Annotated in this window: 20 protein-coding genes; 13 read left to right on the top strand and 7 right to left on the bottom strand. The window is 63.5% G+C overall.

Annotated elements, in window-relative coordinates; all coding sequences use genetic code 11:
* Window positions 1–20: 20 nt before the first annotated feature.
* From AC1DQR_RS15015 to AC1DQR_RS15035, 5 genes are all read left to right on the top strand, one after another.
* Entirely contained in the window at window positions 21–695 is a 675-nt protein-coding gene (locus AC1DQR_RS15015; protein ID WP_477133251.1) for a TetR/AcrR family transcriptional regulator, read from the top strand.
* Between the two features lie 357 nt (window positions 696–1052).
* Window positions 1053–2432, top strand: a complete 1380-nt coding sequence (rimO, locus tag AC1DQR_RS15020) for a 30S ribosomal protein S12 methylthiotransferase RimO (RefSeq protein ID WP_052494509.1) — start codon at window positions 1053–1055, stop codon at window positions 2430–2432.
* 103 nt (window positions 2433–2535) lie between these two features.
* Window positions 2536–3720, top strand: a complete 1185-nt coding sequence (gene bktB, locus AC1DQR_RS15025; protein ID WP_477133252.1) for a beta-ketothiolase BktB — start codon at window positions 2536–2538, stop codon at window positions 3718–3720.
* A gap of 49 nt (window positions 3721–3769) precedes the next feature.
* Window positions 3770–4417, top strand: a complete 648-nt coding sequence (locus tag AC1DQR_RS15030; protein ID WP_416048216.1) for a hypothetical protein — start codon at window positions 3770–3772, stop codon at window positions 4415–4417.
* A gap of 106 nt (window positions 4418–4523) precedes the next feature.
* Complete coding sequence (locus AC1DQR_RS15035; RefSeq protein WP_416048217.1) at window positions 4524–5750, top strand: cystathionine beta-lyase; 1227 nt, start codon at window positions 4524–4526, stop codon at window positions 5748–5750.
* Window positions 5751–5804: 54 nt separating this feature from the next.
* Here AC1DQR_RS15035 and serB read toward each other — a convergent pair whose 3' ends face one another.
* The 6 genes from serB to AC1DQR_RS15065 form a co-directional block, all read right to left on the bottom strand.
* Window positions 5805–6659 carry a phosphoserine phosphatase SerB gene (serB, locus tag AC1DQR_RS15040; RefSeq protein WP_416048218.1) on the bottom strand — a complete coding sequence of 285 codons (855 nt, stop codon included), beginning with the start codon at window positions 6657–6659 and terminating at the stop codon, window positions 5805–5807.
* Window positions 6660–6884: 225 nt separating this feature from the next.
* Complete coding sequence (locus tag AC1DQR_RS15045; protein ID WP_416048219.1) at window positions 6885–7181, bottom strand: hypothetical protein; 297 nt, start codon at window positions 7179–7181, stop codon at window positions 6885–6887.
* 634 nt (window positions 7182–7815) lie between these two features.
* The gene (locus tag AC1DQR_RS15050; protein WP_416048220.1) at window positions 7816–8607 is read right to left on the bottom strand and encodes a 4'-phosphopantetheinyl transferase family protein; all 792 of its coding nucleotides are present in this window, start codon (window positions 8605–8607) and stop codon (window positions 7816–7818) included.
* 54 nt (window positions 8608–8661) lie between these two features.
* On the bottom strand, window positions 8662–11757 hold the full coding sequence (locus AC1DQR_RS15055; protein ID WP_477133253.1) for an acetoacetate--CoA ligase: 3096 nt from the start codon (window positions 11755–11757) through the stop codon (window positions 8662–8664).
* A gap of 380 nt (window positions 11758–12137) precedes the next feature.
* Window positions 12138–13145, bottom strand: a complete 1008-nt coding sequence (locus AC1DQR_RS15060) for a Bug family tripartite tricarboxylate transporter substrate binding protein (protein WP_416048222.1) — start codon at window positions 13143–13145, stop codon at window positions 12138–12140.
* A gap of 24 nt (window positions 13146–13169) precedes the next feature.
* Window positions 13170–14360, bottom strand: coding sequence for a M20 aminoacylase family protein (locus AC1DQR_RS15065; RefSeq protein WP_477133254.1), 1191 nt, complete (start codon window positions 14358–14360; stop codon window positions 13170–13172).
* Window positions 14361–14500: 140 nt separating this feature from the next.
* Between AC1DQR_RS15065 and AC1DQR_RS15070 the strand changes: the two genes are divergently transcribed.
* The 8 genes from AC1DQR_RS15070 to AC1DQR_RS15105 all read left to right on the top strand — a co-directional run bounded on the left by AC1DQR_RS15070 (window position 14501) and on the right by AC1DQR_RS15105 (window position 21559).
* Entirely contained in the window at window positions 14501–15409 is a 909-nt protein-coding gene (locus tag AC1DQR_RS15070; protein ID WP_416050463.1) for a LysR family transcriptional regulator, read from the top strand.
* A 347-nt stretch (window positions 15410–15756) separates the two neighbouring features.
* Window positions 15757–16449: a serine hydrolase domain-containing protein gene (locus AC1DQR_RS15075; RefSeq protein ID WP_477133255.1), complete on the top strand. Its 693-nt coding sequence runs from the start codon at window positions 15757–15759 to the stop codon at window positions 16447–16449.
* A gap of 246 nt (window positions 16450–16695) precedes the next feature.
* Entirely contained in the window at window positions 16696–17076 is a 381-nt protein-coding gene (locus AC1DQR_RS15080; RefSeq protein WP_416048225.1) for an OsmC family protein, read from the top strand.
* 79 nt (window positions 17077–17155) lie between these two features.
* The gene (locus AC1DQR_RS15085) at window positions 17156–18808 is read left to right on the top strand and encodes an FAD-dependent oxidoreductase (protein ID WP_477133256.1); all 1653 of its coding nucleotides are present in this window, start codon (window positions 17156–17158) and stop codon (window positions 18806–18808) included.
* Entirely contained in the window at window positions 18805–19107 is a 303-nt protein-coding gene (locus AC1DQR_RS15090) for a UBP-type zinc finger domain-containing protein (protein WP_477133257.1), read from the top strand. Before AC1DQR_RS15085 ends, AC1DQR_RS15090 begins: the two co-directional genes overlap by 4 nt.
* A 254-nt stretch (window positions 19108–19361) precedes the next feature.
* Window positions 19362–20060, top strand: a complete 699-nt coding sequence (locus tag AC1DQR_RS15095; RefSeq protein ID WP_416048228.1) for a hydrolase — start codon at window positions 19362–19364, stop codon at window positions 20058–20060.
* A gap of 273 nt (window positions 20061–20333) precedes the next feature.
* Complete coding sequence (locus tag AC1DQR_RS15100) at window positions 20334–20960, top strand: hydrolase (RefSeq protein ID WP_477133258.1); 627 nt, start codon at window positions 20334–20336, stop codon at window positions 20958–20960.
* A complete protein-coding gene (locus AC1DQR_RS15105; RefSeq protein WP_416048230.1) occupies window positions 20957–21559 on the top strand; it encodes an antibiotic biosynthesis monooxygenase in 603 nt (200 codons plus the stop codon). Before AC1DQR_RS15100 ends, AC1DQR_RS15105 begins: the two co-directional genes overlap by 4 nt.
* 756 nt (window positions 21560–22315) lie before the next feature.
* On the opposite strand, the gene AC1DQR_RS15110 is transcribed toward AC1DQR_RS15105, so the two are convergent.
* Window positions 22316–22990 carry a zinc-dependent alcohol dehydrogenase family protein gene (locus AC1DQR_RS15110; RefSeq protein ID WP_477133259.1) on the bottom strand — a complete coding sequence of 225 codons (675 nt, stop codon included), beginning with the start codon at window positions 22988–22990 and terminating at the stop codon, window positions 22316–22318.
* Between the last annotated feature and the right edge of the window lie 42 nt (window positions 22991–23032).

The raw sequence follows: 23032 nt of genomic DNA on the forward strand, positions 1-23032 counted from the left end.
AAGGCTGGCAAGGCGGCTACATGGCTGTCACCAGCGATCAAGGAACAAACATGAAATCGCCACAACAACCTTCGGCGCGCGGGCGCCCTCGTACCATCACGCGCGAACGGATCGCCGACGCGGGCATCGAGATCGGCTTGCCGAACATCACCTTCGTCGGCGTCGCCGCCGCACTCGGGGTCAGCCATATGGCGCTCTACAAGCACGTGCCGAGTCTTGAGGAACTCAAGCGCCTGGTCGCTGAGGAGATCTTCAGCCGCTGGCAGATTCCGCAGGCTTGCGGCAAGGGACGTGGCGGATTGAGGGATTACCTGATCACGTTCACCACATCGGTACGGGAGTTCGTCAAGGCACACCCTGGGCTGACGCCGTACGTGATCCGCAGGTTGGCTGCAACACAACCCATGCTCGCCAAAATCGACGGGCACCAGAGCCATATCGCGCGTGCCTACGGCATCTCAAAGGAACAGGCACGCTGGCTGCTTGCGACGGTCGCATTCCACTGCATTGCCGTGGCCGACACGGTGTATTCGGTAGCAGGCCGAGAACCCCTTGTGGAGGCGGACCGCGCGGCGGAAGAAGCCGAGATGGAGGCGGAGCTTGTTCAGGGCATGCACGCGCTCATCGTCGGCGCGCTTGCCATGCTGGAGGAAGACGCCCACCGTGACAGTTCGGCATTGCGGATCAAGTCATAGGCGTTGCGAAACGCCAAGCCCACGCCGCTCGATGGGAAGATGTGACCTCAGCTCCACCGCTACGCCACTGCCCAGGTGCCGGGAAGAACGGGGTCAGGTTGACTTCCGACGTGGAGGTCGATGAGAGGGCAAGGGGGGCGCGCGTGATCGTTGCGCATAGAGTTTTGCCATGGACCGCTTGACGGACGTCGCAGGCGGCATTGGCCCGCGCGATAGCCTGAAGCCGCAAACGGGCCGCCATGTTCATGTCTGCCATGAGGCCCCGGCAAACTCCCGCGAGCGGTTAAAATGCGCGATTGGCTTTGAACAGCCGGGTGGCCATGTCCCGCCTCGCTCGCCCCACATTTGGAAGTAACCGTGAAAAACCCTTCAGAATCAACGATCAAGAAAGACCATATTCCAAATGTGGGATTCGTAAGCCTTGGATGTCCAAAGGCACTTGTGGATTCCGAGCAGATCATTACCCAGCTGCGCGCCGAGGGCTATGCCATCAGCGGCACCTATGACGGCGCCGACCTGGTGGTCGTCAATACCTGCGGTTTTATCGACGAAGCCGTGCAGGAAAGCCTCGATGCGATCGGCGAGGCACTGGCCGAGAACGGCAAGGTGATCGTCACCGGCTGCCTGGGCGCCAAGAAAAACGCCGCGGGTGAGGACATCATCACGTCGGTGCACCCGAAGGTGCTGGCCGTGACCGGCCCGCACGCGCTGGGCGAGGTGATGCAGGCCGTGCACACGCACCTGCCCAAGCCGCATGACCCGTTCATGGACCTGGTGCCGGCCGCCGGCATCAAGCTCACGCCCAAGCATTACGCCTACCTGAAGATCTCCGAGGGCTGCAACCATCGCTGCTCGTTCTGCATCATCCCCTCGATGCGTGGCGACCTGGTCTCGCGCCCGGTGGCGGAAGTCATGCTGGAGGCCGAGAACCTGTTCAAGTCGGGCGTCAAGGAACTGCTGGTGATCTCGCAAGACACCAGCGCCTACGGCGTGGACGTGAAGTACCGCACCGGTTTCTGGGACGGCCGCCCGCTCAAGACGCGCATGACCGAGCTGGTCGGCGCGCTGGGTGAGCTGGCTGCCAAGTACGGCGCCTGGGTGCGCCTGCACTACGTGTACCCGTACCCGCACGTTGACGAGATCATTCCGCTGATGTCGCAAGGGCACGTGCTGCCTTACCTGGACGTGCCGCTGCAACACGCCCACCCGGACGTGCTCAAGCGCATGAAGCGCCCGGCCAACGCCGAGAAGACCATGGACCGCATCCGGGCCTGGCGCAAGATTTGCCCCGAGCTGACCATCCGCAGCACCTTTATCGCGGGCTTCCCCGGCGAGACCGAGGAAGAGTTCCAGACGCTGCTGGACTTCATCGCCGAAGCGGAACTGGACCGCGTGGGCTGCTTCGCTTATTCGCCGGTGGACGGCGCCACGGCCAACGACCTGCCGGGCGCCTTGCCCGACGAAGTCCGCGAAGAGCGCCGCGCCCGCTTCATGGAAGTGGCCGAGGAAGTGTCCGCCCGGCGCCTGCAGCGCAAGGTCGGCCAGACCCTGCGCGTGCTGGTCGACGAGATCAACCAGGACGGCGGCATTGGCCGCTCGTCGGCCGATGCGCCGGAGATCGACGGCCTGGTCTATATCGACCCGCCGGCGCAGGGCGCGCCGCGCTACAAGGTCGGCGAATTCGTCTCGGTGAAGATCACCGGCGCGGATGGCCACGACTTGTGGGGCGAAGTCTGAAGCTGGTGGCAGCCATCGGTCCGGATAGGTAAAAGTACGATCGTTCGTTTTGGCGTGCGCGCCGCTATACTGTGCGCTGCAACATCAGCCCAGGAGACACAAAATGACACGTGAAGTGGTGGTGGTAAGCGGCGTTCGGACCGCGATTGGTACCTTTGGCGGCAGCCTGAAGGATCTCTCCCCGACCCAGATGGGCGCCATGGTCGTGCGCGAAGCGCTGGCCCGCGCGCAGGTCAGCGGCGACGAAGTCGGCCATGTGGTGTTCGGCAACGTCATCCAGACCGAGCCCCGGGACATGTACCTTGGCCGGGTGGCGGCAGTGGAGGGCGGTGTCACCATCGACGCGCCGGCCCTGACCGTCAACCGCCTGTGCGGCTCGGGCCTGCAGGCCATCGTCAGCGCCGCGCAGACCATCCTGCTGGGCGATGCCGATGTGGCCATCGGCGGCGGCGCGGAGAGCATGAGCCGCGCACCGTACCTGGCGCAGTCGGCCCGCTGGGGCGCGCGCATGGGCGACGCCAAGATGCTCGACATGATGCTGGGTGCGCTGCACGACCCGTTCCACGGCATCCACATGGGCGTCACCGCCGAGAATGTGGCCAAGGAATACGACATCTCCCGCGTCCAGCAGGACGAAGCCGCGCTGGAGTCGCACCGCCGCGCATCGGCGGCGATCCGCGCCGGCCACTTCAAGGACCAGATCCTGCCGGTCACGCTGAAGGGCCGCAAGGGCGACGTGACCTTCGACACCGACGAGCACGTGCGCCACGACGCGGTCATGGAAGACATGACGAAGCTAAAGCCGGTCTTCGTCAAGGAGAACGGCACGGTAACCGCGGGCAACGCCTCGGGCTTGAACGATGCCGCCGCCGCCGTGGTGCTGATGGAGCGTGCCGAGGCTGAGAAGCGCGGCCTCAAGCCGATGGCGCGCCTGGTCTCCTATGCGCATGCCGGCGTCGATCCCAAGACCATGGGCATCGGCCCCGTGCCGGCCACCAAGAAGGCGCTGGAACGCGCTGGCCTGACCGTGGCCGACCTTGATGTGATCGAAGCCAATGAAGCCTTTGCCGCGCAAGCCTGCGCGGTCACCAAGGCGCTCGGTCTCGATCCGGCCAAGGTCAACCCGAACGGCTCGGGCATCTCCCTGGGCCACCCGATCGGCGCCACCGGCGCGCTGATCACCGTCAAGGCCCTGTACGAGCTGCAACGCGTGCAAGGCCGCTATGCACTGGTGACTATGTGCATTGGCGGTGGCCAGGGTATCGCGGCGATTTTCGAACGACTCTGAACCTGAGGCTGCCTTGCGGCGCGTAGCGACCCTGTCCTTGCCTTTATCCATGTCCTTGTCACTTCCCGTTACTCTGTCTCTGGCAGCCGGGCTGGCCGCGGCAACGCTGGCCGGCGCCGCGCTGGCCGCCGGTGCCGGAGGCACCGAGCTGTCCACGGGCACGCCCGGCACCGCCAATGCCGCCAGCGATGCCAGCCAGGTACAGGGTTTCGGGATCAACCAGGCCATCCGCGAGGGCGAGGCGCGGCGCGGCGCGCAGCTTTCAACCGGGCCCGCGCCCAAGGCGCTCGCGCCGCGGCCGGAGTACGCTGCGCTGCCGGTCTACGTGGGCACGCTCGGCGACCAGCCGGTGCGCCTGCGCCTGGGCCCCAAGCCCGACGAGCGCGACAGCGTGCGCGGTGAGTACAGTGTTGGCCGTGCTGGCGGCGTGCGGTTGCTGGCCGGCGAATTCGAGAACGGCGCTTTCCTGATGGAGGAGTCCAATGACGGCACGCACGTCACGGGCAACTGGGAAGGCACCATCGACGGTGCCGGCATCGTGCACGGCAACTGGACCGACCCGGTCAACCCGGCCATCGTGCTCCCCTTCATGATCCGGCCACTGGGCGTGCTGGTGATCCCGCCCTTTGACATGACCCCCAACAGCGGCATTACCTACGCCCCGCCCGCACCGAAGTCCTCGATTTCCGGCCGGTAGCGTCAAGCCAGGGTGGACAGGGGCAGGCCCGCCAGGTAGGCCAACGCGCACCCGAATGCTGGTAAGCTCGAGCGTTCATCGAGTTATCGCCAGACAAGGAATCGCCGTGTCCGACCGCCAGCCACCCGAGCAGCCCGCTTCCCAACCCGCCTACCTGGCGACCGTGGCCGTCCAGCCAGAGCTGGATATCGCGCCGGGCTTCGCCTCGTTTTCCCAAGCTACCCATCGTGGCTCCACCGTGGTGTTCCGCAACCTGGCGGAGCTGCGCGCGCATGGCGACGGTACCACCACCTACTGGCGCTATGGCCTGCATGCCACGCCCACCAGCGAGGCGCTGTGCCAGCACCTCGCGCTGATCGAAGGCGCGCGCCATACGCTGCTGCTGCCGTCAGGGCTGGCCGCGATCTCGCAGGTCTACTTCGCCCTGGTCAAGTCGGGCGACGACGTGCTCGTCCCGGATAACGTCTACGGCCCCAACCGCGAGCACGGCGAATGGCTGGCACGGGACTTCGGCGTCTCCGTCCGTTATTACGACCCCATGATCGGCGCGGGCATTGCCGGGCTGATCCGCCCCAACACCCGCCTGATCTGGATGGAGTCGCCGGGCTCGGTGACGATGGAAGTCCCCGACACCGAGGCCATCGTGGCCGCGGCAAAGGCGCGCGGGGTGCTCACCGCCATCGATAACACCTGGTCCGCCGGCGTATATTTCCGGCCATTCGACAAGGGCATCGACATCTCGGTGCAGGCGCTCACCAAGTACCAGTCGGGCGGCAGCGATGTGCTGATGGGCGCCGTGCTGACCACCGACGACAAACTCCATGACCGCATCAAGCGCGCCCGCATGCTGATGGGCTGGGGCGTGTCGGCCGACGATTGCTACCTGGTGCTGCGCTCGCTGCCGAGCATGCCGGTCAGGCTGGCGGCGCACGACCGCGCCGCGCGCGAAGTGGCCGAGTGGCTGACCCAGCGTCCGGAAGTGGTCAAGGTCTTGCACCCGGCGCTGCCGGACTGCCCCGGCCACGACTTCTGGCGGCGTGATTTCAGCGGCGCCACTGGCCTGTTCTCGATCGTGCTGCATGCACGCTACACGCGTGCCCAGGTCGATGCCTTTGTCGAGGCCTTGCGCCTGTTCGCGATCGGCTGGTCCTGGGGTGGCGCGCATAGCCTGGCGTTGCCGTACCACGTCCAGACCATGCGCCCCCAAGGCAGCTGGCCGCCCGTTGGCTGGGAGAACGCTGGCGAGCTGGTGCGTCTCTATATCGGGTTGGAAGACACCCGCGACCTCATCGCCGACCTGCGCGGCGCGATGGAATCGCAGCTGGTGGCATGAAATGAAAAGGGCCGCCCCGGACACCGTCCGGGGCGGCCCTTTTTCGGCTGGGCGTCAGTGCGCAAACAGTTGCAGCAAGCCATCCAGCCCAACGTGGTTGAACGCCACGCTGGCCTGCGCACGCACCACCGGCTTGGCCCGGAAGGCCACCGACAGTCCGGCCACGGCCATCATCTTCAAATCGTTGGAGCCATCGCCCATGACGATGGCCTGGGACGGGTCCGCGCCGATCTGCGCACACACTTCCTGCACCGTGCGGGCCTTGACGTCGGCATTGACGATCTCGCCCACCACCTGGCCGGTGAGCTTGCCATCGACGATCTCCAGCGTATTGGCGCGGGTCACGTCGAGCTTCAGGCGGGGCTTGAGTTTATCGGTGAAATGCACGAAACCGCCTGAAACCAGCAGGGTACGCATGCCCAGGGCCTGCACGGTCTGCAGCATGTTCTCCGCGCCGGGCGACAGGCGCAGGCGCTCTTCATACACGCGGTCCAGCACACTGGCGTCCAGCCCCTTGAGCAGGGCCACACGGCGGCGCAGGCTCTCGTTGAAGTCGGTGATCTCGCCGCGCATGGCCGCCTCGGTAATCGCCGAGACCTCCGCCTTGAGGCCGCAGAAGTCTGCGATCTCGTCGATGCACTCGATGGTGATCAGCGTGGAGTCCATATCCATCGCCACCAGCTTGAAGTCCGACAGCTTGCGGCCGGCGGGCACGATGGCCCAGTCGATGCTGCGCGGGCCGCAGTAGGTATCCAGCGCTTCGCGCAGGGCGGGCGTCAGCGCGGCGCTGGCATCGGCGGCTGCCACGGTCTCGGCGCGCAGCGCGAGCGTGGGAGCCTGGGCGATGGCGCGGATGGCGTCGATATCGTTGGTGGACAGCGGGGCGGGACTTTGCAGAATCAGGGACATGGTGCGAATGCAGGGCCGGGCCGGGCGGCCGATGGCGGTAAATGCAGGATGCGAGCCGCAGCGGCGGCGAAGACCGCTATTGTATATGCCCGCGCGCATGCGGCGCAGCCGCCGCCCTATAGCACCGGCTGCTGCACGGTGGAATCCGTGTGGGCGGATGTGTTCTATCGTGCTCGTCGAGGTATGAGGCCGGCCGCAGGCCAGCCCTCGTTGCACTACATCGCACTACGCTATTTGCGCGTTAGCCTCGCACTGCGCGGCCAGTTCGCTCAGCACCAGCGTCTCATGCGCCAGCCCGGCGGCCAGCGACAGCACCCGGTTCTGGATCTCCGGGTTCAGGTCGCCGAAGACGCCGGATTCCGCATTGTCACAGGCCAGGAAGAGCAGGGCGCAGAGCTGGGCCGATTTCTCGACGGCCAGGCGCAACGGGGTTTCGCAGAGCACCCGTGAGCTCAGGTGGATGTCCGCATTGCGGTATTCGGCGGTGAGGCCATGGCGGGTGTGTTGGCGGGGGTTATCCATTTGGCGCCTCCTTGTGCTTCGCTTGCGTTTTGCGGAGGACGGTGATGGAAAGGGGTAACGCTGAGCATGCGGGTGGGAGGCCGGAATGGTCGAATGCAAAGAGGCGCATGGTGCGGTCTTCTGTCAATGAAAACGCCAGGCGGCGGCGCGGTCCGCCTTTGTTCGGGCTTCCAATCCCGGTCGCGGTGGTTGCAGCGACGAAAGAGCATAGCGAGATTGTTGATTGGCGCTTTGTGTAGGGGCCGTCGGTACTGCTCTCAGATAGGTCGGTAGTTCATTCGCGCCAAGCTGCGTGACCCAAATGAGTCAAGAAGCGGCTGAATGTCATGGCATGAGACGTTCGCCGATGACGCTTCGACCTCCAGCCTATCGGCCATACCAGATGTTCGTGACCTGATGCCGGTGTTCCATCACTGCCCGCATTGGGAACCGTGCCTCAACTGGCATTATTGGCCAGGAAAGGCCGGTCAACGCTGTTTTTGATCCATTCCAGTCCGTCATGACGTTGGCGTTCATGGGGCAAAAGTGCACGGCAGATTTTGCACTCCGAGACAACCATTCAAATGTATCTTCCTGGTTGTTCGATCGCGCATCTCATAGGCCCAGCGTTAATGCGGCATTGTCGTCGAATTGGTCAGCTGTTTGCCCAGGTCGATAACGAGCAACGGTGGAGGGTGACGCTTGCGTCTTCAAACGACACGGCCAGAGCTCCGCGGACTTCGGGCCCGAGTACGAGGTCAAGGCACGTCCAGCCGGAAATGGTTGTGCCGTTATGCGAAGCACACCAGCGGCCCTCGCCGCGTAGCAAGTCGTCTTCGGTCGTATAGGCGTTCGGCTCGCCGGAGAGACCCGTGCCGAGCGCCTTCAGCAGGGCTTCCTTTCGGATCCAGATACTGAGCAGGGTTGCAGCCGAATCGGGTCGTGTCGGGTCAAGCACCTTCTCCTCGATCGGAGAGAATAGTCCGCGTCCAACGCCCGTAACGTCTACGCCGTCAATCCGCCGCTCTACGTCCACGCCGACGCGGCAATCCCATGCGAAAGCGAGCAGCGTCATCCCGTCAGTGTGGGAAACACTGAACGCGAGCCTTGCAGCGTGCGGCCACTGCAAGGCGGGCTTGCCAAACAGCGCAACACTAAAGCGCAGGGATTCGGGTTTGCAGGTCAGGTAGCCGCCGATCAGCCAGCGGAGAAGGCTCCGCCGGGCAATGAAGTGATTGCGATGCCTTTCGTGTCTGTAGGCTCGGGCACGCTGTCGCTCATCCGGCGAAAGCGTGTGGGCAAGCGTCGAACATACCGGGTCGATAAGAGCGTCATTCAGTACCCACACATGCACGGCTCTTTCCGGCAACGAGAGGCGGCTCGGATCAGGCAGTAAAAGAGATGCGGTACGTACCACGTTCCGTGCGGTGACAATATCGTGCTGCATGCCGTTCGATCCCCGCTCACGCCTTGCGGCGCCTCATGAAACACGCCCGCCGCGTCACGGGTTTGCCAACCCCTCGTCCAGTAACGCCGCGACGACCTGCAAGTTTGGTTCGACGAGCATATCGCTATGGCCGCTGGGCACTTCGGCAATCATCAAGCCGTCGCGCGCGACACGCTGCCACAGCGATATCGGATCACCCCAATCCTGGTGTCGAATCGCCGCGCGCACATAGACAATCGGGCCGGCGTGATACGGCCGCGGCCGGTAGGTCGTCGTTGCTTGTCTCATCGCTTCGCGCACGCGCCAAAGCGCAGGCGGAAACGATTCGGTATAGGCGTCCGCCCGGCGCGTCATGCGCCCGAGGCTTATCCCCACGCGATCGGCCGCCTTCCCGAGCATGTACGTCAGGTAACCGAAAAGCTGCGCCGCAGGCACCGCGCGCAGCTTGCGCCACTGGTAGCTCAAATAGCTGCAGCGGTGCCGCAGCCAAGCATGCCATGGGAGGAAATGCTCGTGCACATAGGTATCGAGCAGGCACAGGAATTCGATGTGCTCGCCAGCGCGCATCAGCTGTTGTGCAATCTCGAGCGCGACCAGCCCGCCGAACGAGTAGCCGGCCAGCGCGTACGGTCCGCCCGGCTGCACGGTGCGCATCTGTTCGATGTAGCTGGCCGCCATATCTTCGACGCACCTCTGTGTCGGCTGCTCGCCATCAAGGCCCCGTGCCTGCAGTCCATAGACCGGGCGCGGACTACGCAGCGCGCAGACCAGCCCCCAGCATTCCATCACCGAGCCGCTCAAGCCATGCACGAGGAATAGCGGCGTCCCGGTGCCGGCGCGCACGGGCACGAGGATCGGCGACGGCGGCTGCAGTTCGCCCTCGTCGATCGCCGCGGCGAGGCGCGCGATCGTCGGCGCGATCAGCAGCGTCGCGAGTGGGATCGTGCGCCCGGTCGACTGATGCACGTCGGCGAGCAACCGCGCTGCGAGCAGTGAATGACCACCCAGCTCGAAGAAGTTGTCGTCGTGACCGATCGGCGCGAAGTCGAACAGCTTCTCCCACAGCACCTGCAAATGACGTTCTAGTTGTTCGCGGGACTCGCCGGCGGGTGGCAATTCGCGCGCCGCCAGGTTCAGTGCCGGATGGTTCCGGATCGAGTCGAGGCATCCGGGATTGCGTAACGCCGCGGCATTACCGACCGGCAAGCCGTTGACCGCATTGCGCGCGGCCGCTTCGGACAGCTTGCCGCTATGCGTGACCGGCAACGCATCGACGGCGATGATCCGGTCTGGCACGTGCGTGGGCGACGCACGACGTGCGAGGTCGCGGCGCACTCGGGCGGCCAGCGCGCCAGTCAGCGCGACGCCATCCTGCAAGACCAGCAGCAGCACGATGCGCCGGTCGTACCTTTGCGCGCGCGTGGCGTCAGGCGGTGCAGCGCGTGACCGCTGCTCGACCACCAGCGCCTCGCGAATTTCCCGGATATCGCTCAGCACACGATAGATTTCGCCCGGACCAACGTTGATGCCGCGAACATTCAGTACGCCATCGGATCGGCCATGCAGCCGCGCAGTGCCTTCCGGCGAGAACTCGATGCGATCGCCGTGCGTCCAGACACCTGCGTTGCTGGTGAAATAGGCAGCGTGAAACCCCTTGCCGTCCGTGTCGCCAAAAAAGCCGAGCGGACGCGACGGAAACGGATTCGCGCAGATCAGCTCGCCGGTTCGGCTGGTGCGGGCACCCTGTTCCCACGCCTGAACATCAAGCGCAAGGCTCTTGCACTGGGCTTCCCCCGCATAGATCGGCAGGTTCGGATTCCCCAGCACAAAGCAGCCGAGAATGTCCGTGCCGCCCGAGATTGAATGCAGGGGCAGCGGCTTCACGTGATCGCGCACCCATTCGAACTGCGCGTCGAACAGCACCGCGCCGGTCGACATCATCGCGCGCAGTGCGCCGAGATCGAATTGCTGCCCTGGCACCAGGCCCGCGTCCTCGCACATCTTCAGGTACGCGGGACTTGTGCCGAACACGGTAACCCGCTCGTCGGCGACGAGGCGCCACAGCGCATCGACCGTCGAGATCGGGCCGTCATACGTAACGATCTCGGCCCCGGACGCGAGCGCCGACAACTGCCAGTTCCACATCATCCACGCGCAGGAGGTGTGAAAGTACAATCGATCGCCGGGCCGCAGGTCGCAGTGCAGCCGATGTTCCTTCAGATGCTCGAGCAGGCTGCCGCCGGCGCCATGCACGATGCACTTCGGCTTGCCGGTAGTGCCCGACGAGAACATGATGAAGAGCGGATGGTTAAATGGGAAACGCCGCCACACGAAGCTCCCGGCATCGCCACTGTCGATCAGTTCGCCAAGCGAATAGACCCGCTGCTTGACGGTGTCCGGCAAAGTTCCGTCGTCGAGCCGGACGACGCCCTGCAGCGACGGCAACGCGGCAGCCAGATCGGCGACGTTATCCGCCAGCGACATGCCAGTGTCGAACGCCCGATCCGCAGCGTGCGCGAACAGCAGCCGCGGCGCTAGCGGCGCGAAGCGATCGAGGATCGTCTCGACGCTCATCTCGGCCGCGGCGGTCGACAGCGTTGCACCGAGCGCGGCGACGGCCAGCGCGGCAACGACCGCATCCGCGTCGTTGCGCATCACGCCAACCACGCGGTCCCCATCGCGCAGCCCCAACTCCGAAAGAGCATGCGCAAGACGAGCTACCCGATTGCGCAGTTCGCCACGGGTCAGGCGTACACGTCGGCCATCTGCGTGACATGCGGTCAGCGCAGGTGTGTCGGGCGTCGCTATCGCCAAGCCAAGCAGGTTGTCCGCGTAGTTCAGTTGGACCTGCGGGAAGAAGCGTGCATACTCGCACTCGTCGCCGACGCAGACCGGCTCGGAGCTGCCGGACCACGCAAGCCCCTGCGACCACTGCACGAAGCACTGCCAGAACGTCCGATATTCCCGTACCGAGAAATCGTGTAGCGTATCGTAGTTATTGAAGACTTGGCCGGTGTATGCCTGCAGGGCCGTGGTAAATGCGGTCATTTGCGACGCCGCGGCGCGCTCGGGCGTGCTGCTATAAATGGGTACGCGTCCCAGGGTCGCGCTGGGGCGGAACGACGCGTCGAACAGGTGGAAGCGATCCATCCGATTCTCCACTGAGACCGGTGCGCACCGTTCGAAGCAACGGCGCGTTCTGATGATCCAGACTAGTGACTCGCTATTTGTTGCTCTGTGCGAAATCGCACGAACTATTGCCAAACCACAGACAACGACCAGCCAGTTGGCGTAGACGTGACTGGGGCTTCTCGTATCAACAAGTTTGTGACCCGGTGACGGAAGGTGCACGGCCGTTGTCGTCTTTGGGAAGTGGGCTGGGCCGAATCGGTTGCCTTCGAGAGGATCAGGACGCATCCGCATCGGCACGATGAGTTTCGCGTTTGGGATTTCGTCGACCAGTCGATTGTTGCCGCCCTCGATGGACTGCCCTATGTGCGGCACGAGCGCCGGCGCCACTCAGCCGGAAGCTAGGCGGCTGTCTTGCGCCCCACGTTGCGGATAAGCTGAGAAACACGACCCATGTACTGGTCGAAGAGCTGGTTCGCCTGCGCCTGATTGTCGATGGGCTGCGCGACGGTGCGGCCCTCGGCTTCCAGCTTGGCTCGGATCTCCGGCTTCGCCAGCGCTTCGCCGATCGCCTTGCGCAGTACTGCGATCCGGTCGGCAGGTGTGCCCTGCTTGACGAAGTAGCCCCCGCTGATCGCGTATTCGAAGTCGGGGACCTGCCGGCTTTGCGAGATCAGCGGAATATGCTTGAGCGGCGCGGGCAGCGACCTGGAGAAGCTTGTCAGCACCTTGAGCCGGCCCTGTTCCTGCATGCTGTCGAAGCTCGATTGGTAGGGCAGGATGGCAAAATCCACCTCCCCGCCGGCAAGGCCCTGCAGCGCGGGGGCCGCCCCCTTGTAGGGCACGTGCAAGAAGGGCGCGCCGATGCGGGCGCCGAGTGCGTCGCCCATCAGGTGATAGATCGAGTCGATGCCGACGGTCGCGTAGGTCAGCGGCTTGCTCTTGTTCTGTTTCGCCACGTCCAGGAACTTGTCCAGCGAGTCGGCCGGGATGCCGCTGCGGATCAGGAGCACGATGCTGGCGTCGCTAATCGGGGCGGCCAGCATGAAGTCCTGGGGCTTGTAGCGGGCCGCCGGATTCAGCAGCGGGGAAAGGAACACTTCGTTGATCGAGCCGTGGAAGAAGGTGTACCCGTCAGCCGGCGCGGCCAGCACCTTGTTGGCACCGATCAGCCCGGTGCCGCCACCGTAGTTTTCGACGACTACCTGCTGCTTCACGCTCTTGCCGATGGATTCCCCGAAGATGCGCGCGGACGTATCGCTGGCACCGCCAGCGGGGTAGGGAACCACCAGCGACAGCGGCCGGCTCGGGAAGGTCTGCTCCGCAAAGGCGGGCAGGCCGGCGAGTACCGTCGAGCCTGCGGTCAGGCCAGCGTATTGGAGGAAGCGGCGGCGCGTCTGTGTGGTCATGGTTGTCTCCCGTTATTGAATTTGTCAGGCGAGGTAGCTTTGCGTCAAGCTGGCCCAGAACGCTGCGCCTACCGGCAGGGCCCTGTCGTTGAAGTCGTACAAGGGGTTGTGGACCATGCAGCCGCCATCCTGGCCGAGGCCGTTGCCGAGCCGGATGTAGGCGCCGGGGCGATGCTCCAGCATGCAGGCGAAATCCTCGCTGCCCATCACGGGTCCGCGGGACACGACGTTGTCCTCACCCAGCAGCCGGACCGCCACTTCCCGCGCGCGCTCCGTCTGGCGGTCGTGATTGACCAGCACCGGATACTTGCGCTCATAGACGACCTCGGCCTGAAGCTGGAAGCTCTGGGCCTGAGCCGCCACGAAGTCCCGCAGGCGCGTTTCGATGTGGGTGCGCACCTTGGGGTCGAGCGCTCTCACGCCGATCTTGATCGTCGCGCTCTCAGGCACCACGTTGTAGGTTGCGCCCGCCTGGATGGAGCCCACGGTGATGACCGCCGACTTCAGCGCGTCGATCTCGCGGCTGACGATGGACTGCAGCCCGAGCACCATGCTGGCCGCGCCCTGCATCACGTCGATGCCATGGTGTGGCATGGCACCATGGGCCGAGCGGCCGGTCAGCGTCACCGTGGCACGGTCGAACGAGGCCATGGCCGGACCGGCGATGAGGCCGATCTGGCCGACCGGCAGGCCCGGGGCGTTGTGCAGGGCGTAGATCTCATCGCAGGGGAAGCGCTCGAACAGACCGTCCTCCAGCATGCGCAGCGCGCCGCCTTCGTTTTCCTCGGCGGGCTGGAAGATCAGGTTCAGCGTCCCGTTGAAGTCGACGGACTCGGCCAGATACCGCGCGGCGCACAGGAGGATGGCCGTGTGGCCGTCGTGCCCGCAGGCGTGCAYTTTTCCGGGCAGGGTGCTGGCATAGTCCAGCCCCGTCTTTTCCTGGATAGGCAGCGCATCCATATCGGCGCGAATGCCCAACGTCCGCGTTCCCTGGCCCTTCCTTAGCCTGCCGACCACGCCGGTCGTACCCAGGCCGCGATGGACCTCGTAGCCCCAGGCTGCCAACAGTTCCGCGACGAGGTCACTGGTGCGTCGCTCTTCGAACGCCAGCTCGGGATGCGCATGGATCTGGCGGCGAATCGCGACGAACTCTGGCGCGATGGCCTCGATGGCCTCGATGGATCGTCTCAAGTGGGCGCGGGCGGATTCGGTCATGGTTGTCGTCGGTCAAGGTGATTCACTCCATTATCTGCAGATGTGTCCGTCGCATCCATGACAGCTGACGGGACGAATTGTTGTATAAATGACAACATTCGAACCACAACATTTGAGATGTCTGCGCTATGGAAGAACGGATGGGAGACGTGCTGGATCGGAAGCGGGCGCTGTGCCTGCTCCAGATCATCGAGACGGGGTCGGTGCGCGGCGCGGCGGATGTGCTCTCGGTGGACCCGTCGATGGTGAGTCGCGCCGTGGCCAAACTGGAGCAGGACACGGGCCTGACGCTGCTGGAGCGGCGCGGGCGGGGCGTCGTCGTCACCGACGCCGGGCGCATGCTCGCCCTGTTTGCCCGCCGCCAGCAGGACCTGCACGACACATTCCTCGCCGAGGTCAACAGCCTGAAGAACGCCCAGCGCGGGCACATCGAGCTGATATTTGGCGAGGGCTTCATCGACATGGTGCTAGAGCCGGTGCTGCGGGATTTCCTGATCGGGCATCCTGACGTGACCTACAACGTCCGGGTGGCCGGGACCGAGGAAACGGTCCGCTGCATCGTGGAAGACATGGCACACATTGGCCTGGTGTTCCAGCCGCCCAACGACGCGCGCCTGCGCTCGCATTATTCGCGGCTGTCTCCGATCCGCGTTCACGTGAGCAAGGGCCACCGCCTGGCGCACCACCGCAGCGCGCTGACCTTGGCGGAACTGGCGCAGCACCAGGGCGCGGCGCTGGTCGAGTCGTTCGGCGTGCGCAAGCACGTGCAGGCAGCGGAACTGGACGAGCACGTCACCCTGAAGCCGATGCTCGTCACCAACTCGTTCAAGGTGTTGTGGGAATTTGCAGCGATGGGGCTCGGCTACATCATGACGCCACGCTCGATTCCGCTGAAGGGCGCACAGTTCACCGACCTGGTATCGCTGCCGCTTGCCAATCCAATCCTGAACAACAGCCGGATCCACGTCGTCACGCGAGCCGGACGGCCGCTCTCGCCGGTCGCCAACAGTCTGTTGCGGCACGTGGTCAAGGCGTTTCCGAAGCTCTGACCAACCTACCTGGCAAGCGCGGCGGCGGAAGGTGGCAAGCCACAGTCCGCCTGCGAATTGCAGAGAAGGCGGACAACGCCCCCGACGTTGCACGCCGCGTTCGATCCGCCACCGCGAGCCAAGGTGATTGTGGTCACGGTGCATGGCTCACCGCGCGGGAAGGCCATGTGTGGCGCGGACCGGGCAGCGGCATATTGCAGCCCGCAGATATCTGCCTGATCCGAACAGGCAGATGCCGGAATCGTACACGCTATGTGGCCCGTCCCCCCTAAATTGACGACGCTTGGATCGCCTCCGCCCATGCGGAAGACCATGCAAGCGACAACCATAATCCAGAGGAGACATCGATGACCGATCCAAAGCTCACAACTGCCCTGAATGGCGTGCTTCAGCAAACGGTGAGCCGCCCTGGCGGCGTTCCCGGCGTGGTGGCCATGGCCACCGACCGCAATGCGAACTTCTACGAGGGGGCTGCCGGCGTGCGCCGGCTTGGTGGTGACGACCCGATGGCCACGGACTCCGTGTTCGCCATCTTCTCCACCACGAAGGCACTCACCGGCACCTGCATCATGCAACTGGTGGAAGAGGGGAAGATCAATCTATCCGACAACGCGGGAATCTATGTGCCCGAACTGGATGCGCTACGGGTACTCGACGGCTTCGACGCCAATGGTCAGCCGCGCACCCGGGCACCCAGGCGGAAGATCACTATCAACGACCTGATGTTGCACACTTCCGGCCTGGGTTACGAGTTCTTCAGCCACGACGATCTGAAGTACCGTAGTGCAAAGAATATCCCCACCGTGATGTCGTGCAGCTTCGAGTCCGTTCGCACGGTGCTATTGCACGAGCCGGGCGAGCGCTGGACGTATGGCGCGAGTGTCGACTGGCTGGGGCGCATCGTCGAGCAGCAGCGCGGAAGACGGTTGGGCGAGGTGATGAAAGCACGCGTCTTCGACCCGCTGGGCATGGTGGAAATCAAGTTCGGGCTGACCGAATCCATGAAGGCCCGCCGCGTGACGAGGTCGCCGGACCCGTAGATTCCCGCGTTGAATCTGGCGTGCAGACAGTTCGCCGTGGGGATTCCGCTGATGCCGATTTGTACTGGAAGCAAAGGGGGCTTGTGCTGCGCCGTCTCTGCGTACCTGTTGACTTTGGGAATCCCGATATGCCGCCGAGTCGATCGACCATACCAAAGGATGATTGGTATATCAGACGCTTTGCGAAGATACTCCAGCAAAGCCAGCTCATCCAACATCCCACATCGTGCAGTGGAGGCAGGAACCATGACACACGGCACCGCCCGGATTGGATCGACGCCCTATCGCACGAATATCGCCGTATCCGGCCACGCAATCACGGCCGATGAACCCCACGCTCGCGGCGGGCAAGGGGCCGGACCGGCCCCTTACGATTTATTGCTTGCTAGCCTGGGAGCGTGCACCGCCATCACGCTCAAGATGTATGCCGAACGCAAAGGCTGGGCCCTTGAGTCGCTCGATGTCTCCCTGCGGCTAGTCGGGACGGACGAGTGGCGCATCGAGCGGACGCTTGTGATCAAGGGCCTGGAAGATAGCCAGAAAGCGCGTCTGGCGGAAATTGCCGAGCGCACGCCCGTCACGAAAACGTTGAGCCCCGGGTTGCCGATCGAAACTCGCCTAGCGTGACGCTGATCTGGTTCACACGAAGCCGACGGTTCTTGGCAATGAACCCACCGGACGCCGCTCTCGAGAGGAGAACGCCGATATGATCGAGCAGCACGCAGACGGTGTCGGCGAGCGCAGGCACCAGATATTTCCCGTCCTGACACCAATCCAGGTTGAGGCGGCGCGCCGGTTCGCAAGCGCTCCACCGCGGTATTTTGCGGCGGGTGAGATGGTCTTCGCCACGGCGGACAGGAATGTGCCCGTCTGGCTCGTGCTGGATGGCTCGATCGACGTTCTGCGCCGGGATGGTCTTGACGAGAAAACGCCAATCACCACCCATCGCGTAGGGCAGTTCACGGGAGAAGTCAGTCAGATTGACGGCCGTGCGTCGCTCGCCTCGGCGCGAGCCGGTCGTGACGGCGCTACCCTGCTTCCGTTCGATCCGCCGTATTTGCGAGCGCTGATGATCGGATCGGCGGAGGTTGGTGAGATCGTCATGCGCGCGCTGATCTTGCGCCGTGTCAGGCTGATCGAACACGGCGGCTCGGGCACGATCCTGATTGGTGCGCCAGACGATGCGCATCTTCTGCGCCTCCAAGGCTTCCTGACCCGCAGCGGCTATCCCAACCACGTCATGGATCCCAAAGTCGATGGTGGGGGCCGCAGCTTTGTTGAGCGGATGGCGCTTCTCCCCAGCGACCTGCCGCTGGTGGTCTGCCCTAGCGGCAGTGTGCTGAAGCGGCCCGATGAGCGGGAGCTGGCGGCCTGTCTCGGCATCATCCCCAAGATCGGGCAGCAGAAGACCTACGACGTCGCCATCGTCGGCGCGGGACCGGCCGGGTTGGCCGCAGCGGTCTATGGCGCTTCGGAAGGCCTCTCGGTGGTCGTTCTGGACGAGCGTGCCATGGGCGGGCAGGCCGGCGCGTCGGCGCGAATCGAAAACTATCTTGGCTTTCCTACCGGCATCTCAGGACAGGCGCTCGCTGGCCGGGCATTCACCCAGGCCCTCAAGTTCGGTGCCGAGGTGGCCATCCCTGTGAGCGTGGTGCGGCTCGATCGCTACGAGGATCGGCTGGCGCTCAAGCTTTCGGACGACTCGACGGTGGCAGCGCGTACTGTCGTGATTGCCTCGGGCGCCGCCTACCGACACCCCGACATTGCCGGTCTCGCACATTTCGAGGGCTCCGGCGTTTCCTATTGGGCGTCCCCGATCGAAGCCCGCTTGTGTGCTGGCAAGCAAATCGCTCTTGTCGGCGGCGGTAACTCGGCGGGCCAGGCAATCGTGTTTCTCGCGCCACACGTGAAGCGACTTCACGTGTTCGTCAGGCGAGACCTGTCGGCGACCATGTCCCGCTACCTCATCGACCGTATCTCGGCATTGTCCAACGTGGAGATTCATGTTGGTACGGATCTGACCGAACTTGCCTCCGGTGGCGACAGGCTCGCCAGCGCTACTGTTCGCGATCGCGCCAGCGGCACCTCGACACACTATGAGATCTGCCACCTGTTCCTGTTCATCGGCGCGACGCCGCATACCCGCTGGCTCAATGGCTCGGTTGCGACGGATGACAAGGGCTTCATTCTTACTGGCGCATCGGACGCATCGCTCGAGACCAGCATGCCTGGCGTCTATGCAATCGGCGATGTCCGCGCTGGCTCGACCAAGCGAGTTGCCGCCGCAGTCGGCGATGGCGCCGCTGCCATCTCCCAAATCCATGGTTACCTCAGCAGACTGTCAAAGGAAGTGGCATGAAGACCTGTGACCATACGGATACGATCCGTGATGTCGTGCCAAGCGCCCTGGGTTGCGAAGAGTGCCTCAAGGTGGGTAGCCCGTGGGTGCATCTTCGGCTGTGCCGAACCTGCGGTCACGTTGGCTGCTGTGATAACTCTCCCCTCAAGCATGCCCGCGCGCATTTCGAGAAGACCGGGMATCCCATCATTGAAGGATATGACCCCCCTGAGGGCTGGGGGTGGTGCTACATCGATCGGGAAGAGATCGTGCTCCCGAACCAGACGCCGCAGCGAGGACCCATCCCACGATTCGTCTGACGGAGCGCTAATCGGGCCTGTATGAATGCGTAGGGTCTGGCGGAGGCGCAGAGGTGCAGTCGTATCCCTCACCGTACTCCGGAGTGTCCGTTCGGCGGACTCATTTATTCAAAATATTTGAATAATGTGTCCGCGAATCGATCACTTTTAGCAAAGCTATCGCCGCTATAGTTCCGTCCATGGCAGCGTAGCAACAAATTTACGCCGCGAAGAAACATCATCCAAATTGAATCACATTGAATGGAGAGAGCGCCATGTCCAACGCCAAACTCGAAGTCCTGACTCCGCATAACAGCCAGATCATCTTCATCGACCATCAGCCCCAGATGGCCTTCGGCGTGCAGTCGATGGACCGCCAGACCATGAAGAACAACGTGGTTGGCCTAGCCAAGGCGGCCAAGATCTTCGACATCCCGACCACCATCACCACGGTCGAGTCTGACTCGTTCTCGGGCTATACCTACCCCGAACTGCTCGACGTGTTCCCGGGCAAGCAGACGCTCGAGCGCACCTCGATGAACTCTTGGGACGACCAGAAGGTGCGCGACGCACTGGCCGCCAATGGCCGCAAGAAGGTGATCGTCGCCGGCCTGTGGACCGAGGTCTGCAACACCACGTTCGCGCTGTGCGCGATGCTCGAAGGCAACTACGAGATCTACATGGTGGCCGACGCCTCGGGCGGCACCACCAAGGAAGCGCACGACTACGCGATGCAGCGCATGGTGCAGGCCGGCGTGGTGCCGGTGACSTGGCAGCAGGTSCTGCTGGAATGGCAGCGYGACTGGAAGAACCGTGACACGTACGACGCGGTAATGAAGGTGGCCAAGGAACACTCGGGTGCTTACGGCATGGGCGTGGACTAYGCCTACACGATGGTCCACAAGGCCGAGCAGCGCACCGCCATGAAGCACGAGTCGCTGGCGCCGGTCCATGCGCAGGTGATCGAGCGCTAATACTGCATTCGCGGGCTGGACGTTCCAAGGGACGTCCAGTCATTTCAGAGACCGGGCCGACTGCCCACTTCAATCCCGACTGACGATGAAGAGCGTAAGGAAGATTGCTAGCAAATGGGAGTTCGCCGCATTCGCGTTTGCGAGCGGATTCCTGAAGCATGCCCATACGTCATCTTCACTCGGCATCCTCGCTGGCACGCTAGCGGTGGGCGGATTGATCGCAGACCGTGGCATGAAACAAGATCGCGGTCTCAAATGAACAAGAAAACTCCCATGTCCAAACTACCGTTGCTCGAGCCCGCCGATTGCGCATTGATCCTCGTTGATGAACAGGCGGGCCTTGCGTTCGCTGCGGGTTCTCAAGACCCCCAGATTCTGCGCAGTAATGGCCTTGCGCTCGCGAAGACGGCGGTCGCCTTTGACTTGCCGGTTGTGGTCTCCACTTCAGCCTCGAAGGTGTACAGTGGCCCATTGATGCCGGCTTTTAGAGACGTGCTGCCAAACGTCACGCCGATTGAACGCCGCAACATGAACCTTTGGGAAGACGATGCAGTGCGCGGCGCGATTACGGCTACCGGAAAGCGTACGTTGATCATCGCGGGCATGCTGACGGAGGCCTGCGTGAGCTTCCCGGTTCTTTCAGCGCTGTCCGAGGGATATCAAGTATACGTTGCGGCCGATGCTTGCGGTGGGCTGACACCAACAAGCCATGATCTTGCGTTGCGACGGATGGCTTCCGCTGGCGCAGTCATGACTTCCTGGCTCCAGCTCCTTCTCGAATTCCAGAGAGATTGGACCCGTCATGACACCTATGAGAAGGCTCGCTCGATCRTGGTCGAGCATGGCGGCGGGTATGGCACGGGCCTCGCCTATGCGCGTGACATGATCAAACCGACATGAACGTCCTCGATGCAGGCGCCACCGGGAGCGCGATGAACCCGACCACCTTCAATCCGCAGGAAATCGTGACGAGCATCATTGTCCACGAGGTCGAGCCTGGCGCCGCCGAGCAGTACGAAACGTGGCTCGCGGACATCCGAGCCGCCTGCTCCAGGTTTTCCGGCTACCTAAGCACCGATGTGATACGTCCGGTCGGCACAAGCCGCGAGTATGCGACCATTGTCCGCTTCGCCGACTTCAAAAGCCTCAACGCCTGGATGGAGTCCGATGTACGCCGCCAACATATTGAGAGGATGCGGTCATCGCTGCGGCAAGGCGACCGATACGAGATCAGGACTGGCCTCGATTTCTGGTTCACTCCAAAGAACGCAAAGGTCAAGATCCCAACCGCGTGGAAGCAGTGGCTCATCACGTGGAGCGCCATCCTGCCACTCAGCATCGTCGTGCCATGGGGCGTCGTGCCGGTGCTTGCGCGCCTCGGCTTCGCCCATGACTCGTTTGTCGACAAGGTGGCCGTGACGGCGGCAATCGTGTTCCTGATGGTCTACGTGGTGATGCCGCGCTATACACGGCTCGTTGCACACTGGCTGTTCAAATGATCAGTGCGTACCTGGCGCGCAGCAGCGGCGCTCAGGCCGCACATTGTGCGTTTGCGCGTGTCGTCATGCGTGCGGCGAGCATGGCCGCGTTGCGTTGTTGTCTTTCGAGGACGCGTGGCCTGGGCATCGTGAAGAGTTGGAGTATCCGATCGGCATCGTGCACCTTAAGTACGAGGTGAAAGAGACAATCAAGGGAGACCCCGGACAGCTAACAGACCTTCACTTCAGGCTGTATGGCAACCCTGATGACGGTGTCTTCAGACCTGGGAATGCTTATCTGTTCCTCATCCGCGAGGATGGCAACGTTCCTCCCCTCGGTTGTTCAGCAAATACAGTGCCGGTGATTTTCGATCAGACCCATGCATTCGCCGAGCGCCTCCGCCAGTCCCACAAATAGTAGCCCCACCAATCCAGCGGGTAACGGCTTCGTCAGGCCGCCCGCTTGCGCGCATTGCATATCTTTTTGCATAAGTTGGCGTCAACGTATGCTTGTCGGCCAGCACTCGATCGCCCTGACTCAGCGCTGAACTTCCGTAGTCCCCAAAGGGACGCACAGAGCGCTGATGGGGGAGCGGCGGCTTTGAATTCAAGAGCGGACTTTGGTGAAACGCACGGAGGGTGAGCGCAGCCTTTGACGGGAACGGTCGCTAAGTGTAGGTAAGCGGCTCTTCAGCGACGGAATGACGACGGCCGCACCGAATCCGAGGGCTCCAACCCGGTGCGTCCATTGACAGCATCGACGCTCGAACTCCGCTCTTACGCGTCTTCGCCGATCCTAATCACCACTTTGCCGAACGGGCCGCGTGCAAGATGTTCGAATGCCTGCACGGCCTCGTCGAAGCGATAGACGCGATCGATGACAGGCTTGATCTTGTGCGCATTGAGGAACACGTTCATGCGCTCAAAGGAAGTGCGCGGTGCGACGGCTATCCCACGAATCGTCGTTTGCCGGAAGATCAGCGGCATCAGATCGAGAGCTGTCGTCTGTCCCGTGAGGAAGCCGACCTGCGCAATCACGCCTTGCACCTTGGTGGCCGCAACGGACTGGTTGATCCCGTTCCCACCCGCGACGTCGATCGTCACGTCCGCACCCAAACCACCGGTCAGTTCGAGTACTTTCGCGGACCAGCCTGGATTCGTCCTGTAGTTGATCCCTTCGACCTTGTCGCTATTGAGCAGCGCCTTTACCTTCGCCAGATTCTCGTCCTTGCTCAACGTGACGATCACGCGCGCGCCATGTGCAATGGCGATCTGCGCCGCGAAAATCGACACGCCTCCCGTTCCCTGCACGAGTACCGTTTGTCCCACCTCGACATGGCCAACGTCGGTCAATGCATACCAGGCAGTCAGCGCGGCGATCGGCAGGGTCGAAGCTTCCTCGTCGCTCATCGACGCGGGCGCTGGCATCGCGCTGTCTTCGTGGATGATCATGAATTCCGCGAGCTCTCCAGGCAGTGGCAGGGGAAGCGCGAG

This window comes from Cupriavidus sp. 05L411 (assembly GCF_056398045.1).

What these genes read in the sequence shown, in the direction of transcription:
- AC1DQR_RS15045 (WP_416048219.1), bottom strand. Translation starts at nt 7,181, where the DNA reads ATGGATAACCCCCGCCAACACACCCGCCATGGCCTCACCGCCGAATAC.
- AC1DQR_RS15060 (WP_416048222.1), bottom strand. Translation starts at nt 13,145, where the DNA reads ATGACCACACAGACGCGCCGCCGCTTCCTCCAATACGCTGGCCTGACC.
- AC1DQR_RS15085 (WP_477133256.1), top strand. Translation starts at nt 17,156, where the DNA reads ATGATCGAGCAGCACGCAGACGGTGTCGGCGAGCGCAGGCACCAGATA.
- AC1DQR_RS15015 (WP_477133251.1), top strand. Translation starts at nt 21, where the DNA reads ATGGCTGTCACCAGCGATCAAGGAACAAACATGAAATCGCCACAACAA.
- AC1DQR_RS15075 (WP_477133255.1), top strand. Translation starts at nt 15,757, where the DNA reads ATGACCGATCCAAAGCTCACAACTGCCCTGAATGGCGTGCTTCAGCAA.
- bktB (WP_477133252.1), top strand. Translation starts at nt 2,536, where the DNA reads ATGACACGTGAAGTGGTGGTGGTAAGCGGCGTTCGGACCGCGATTGGT.
- serB (WP_416048218.1), bottom strand. Translation starts at nt 6,659, where the DNA reads ATGTCCCTGATTCTGCAAAGTCCCGCCCCGCTGTCCACCAACGATATC.
- AC1DQR_RS15050 (WP_416048220.1), bottom strand. Translation starts at nt 8,607, where the DNA reads ATGCAGCACGATATTGTCACCGCACGGAACGTGGTACGTACCGCATCT.
- AC1DQR_RS15070 (WP_416050463.1), top strand. Translation starts at nt 14,501, where the DNA reads ATGGGAGACGTGCTGGATCGGAAGCGGGCGCTGTGCCTGCTCCAGATC.
- AC1DQR_RS15110 (WP_477133259.1), bottom strand. Translation starts at nt 22,990, where the DNA reads ATGATCATCCACGAAGACAGCGCGATGCCAGCGCCCGCGTCGATGAGC.
- AC1DQR_RS15105 (WP_416048230.1), top strand. Translation starts at nt 20,957, where the DNA reads ATGAACGTCCTCGATGCAGGCGCCACCGGGAGCGCGATGAACCCGACC.
- AC1DQR_RS15030 (WP_416048216.1), top strand. Translation starts at nt 3,770, where the DNA reads ATGTCCTTGTCACTTCCCGTTACTCTGTCTCTGGCAGCCGGGCTGGCC.
- AC1DQR_RS15055 (WP_477133253.1), bottom strand. Translation starts at nt 11,757, where the DNA reads ATGGATCGCTTCCACCTGTTCGACGCGTCGTTCCGCCCCAGCGCGACC.
- AC1DQR_RS15080 (WP_416048225.1), top strand. Translation starts at nt 16,696, where the DNA reads ATGACACACGGCACCGCCCGGATTGGATCGACGCCCTATCGCACGAAT.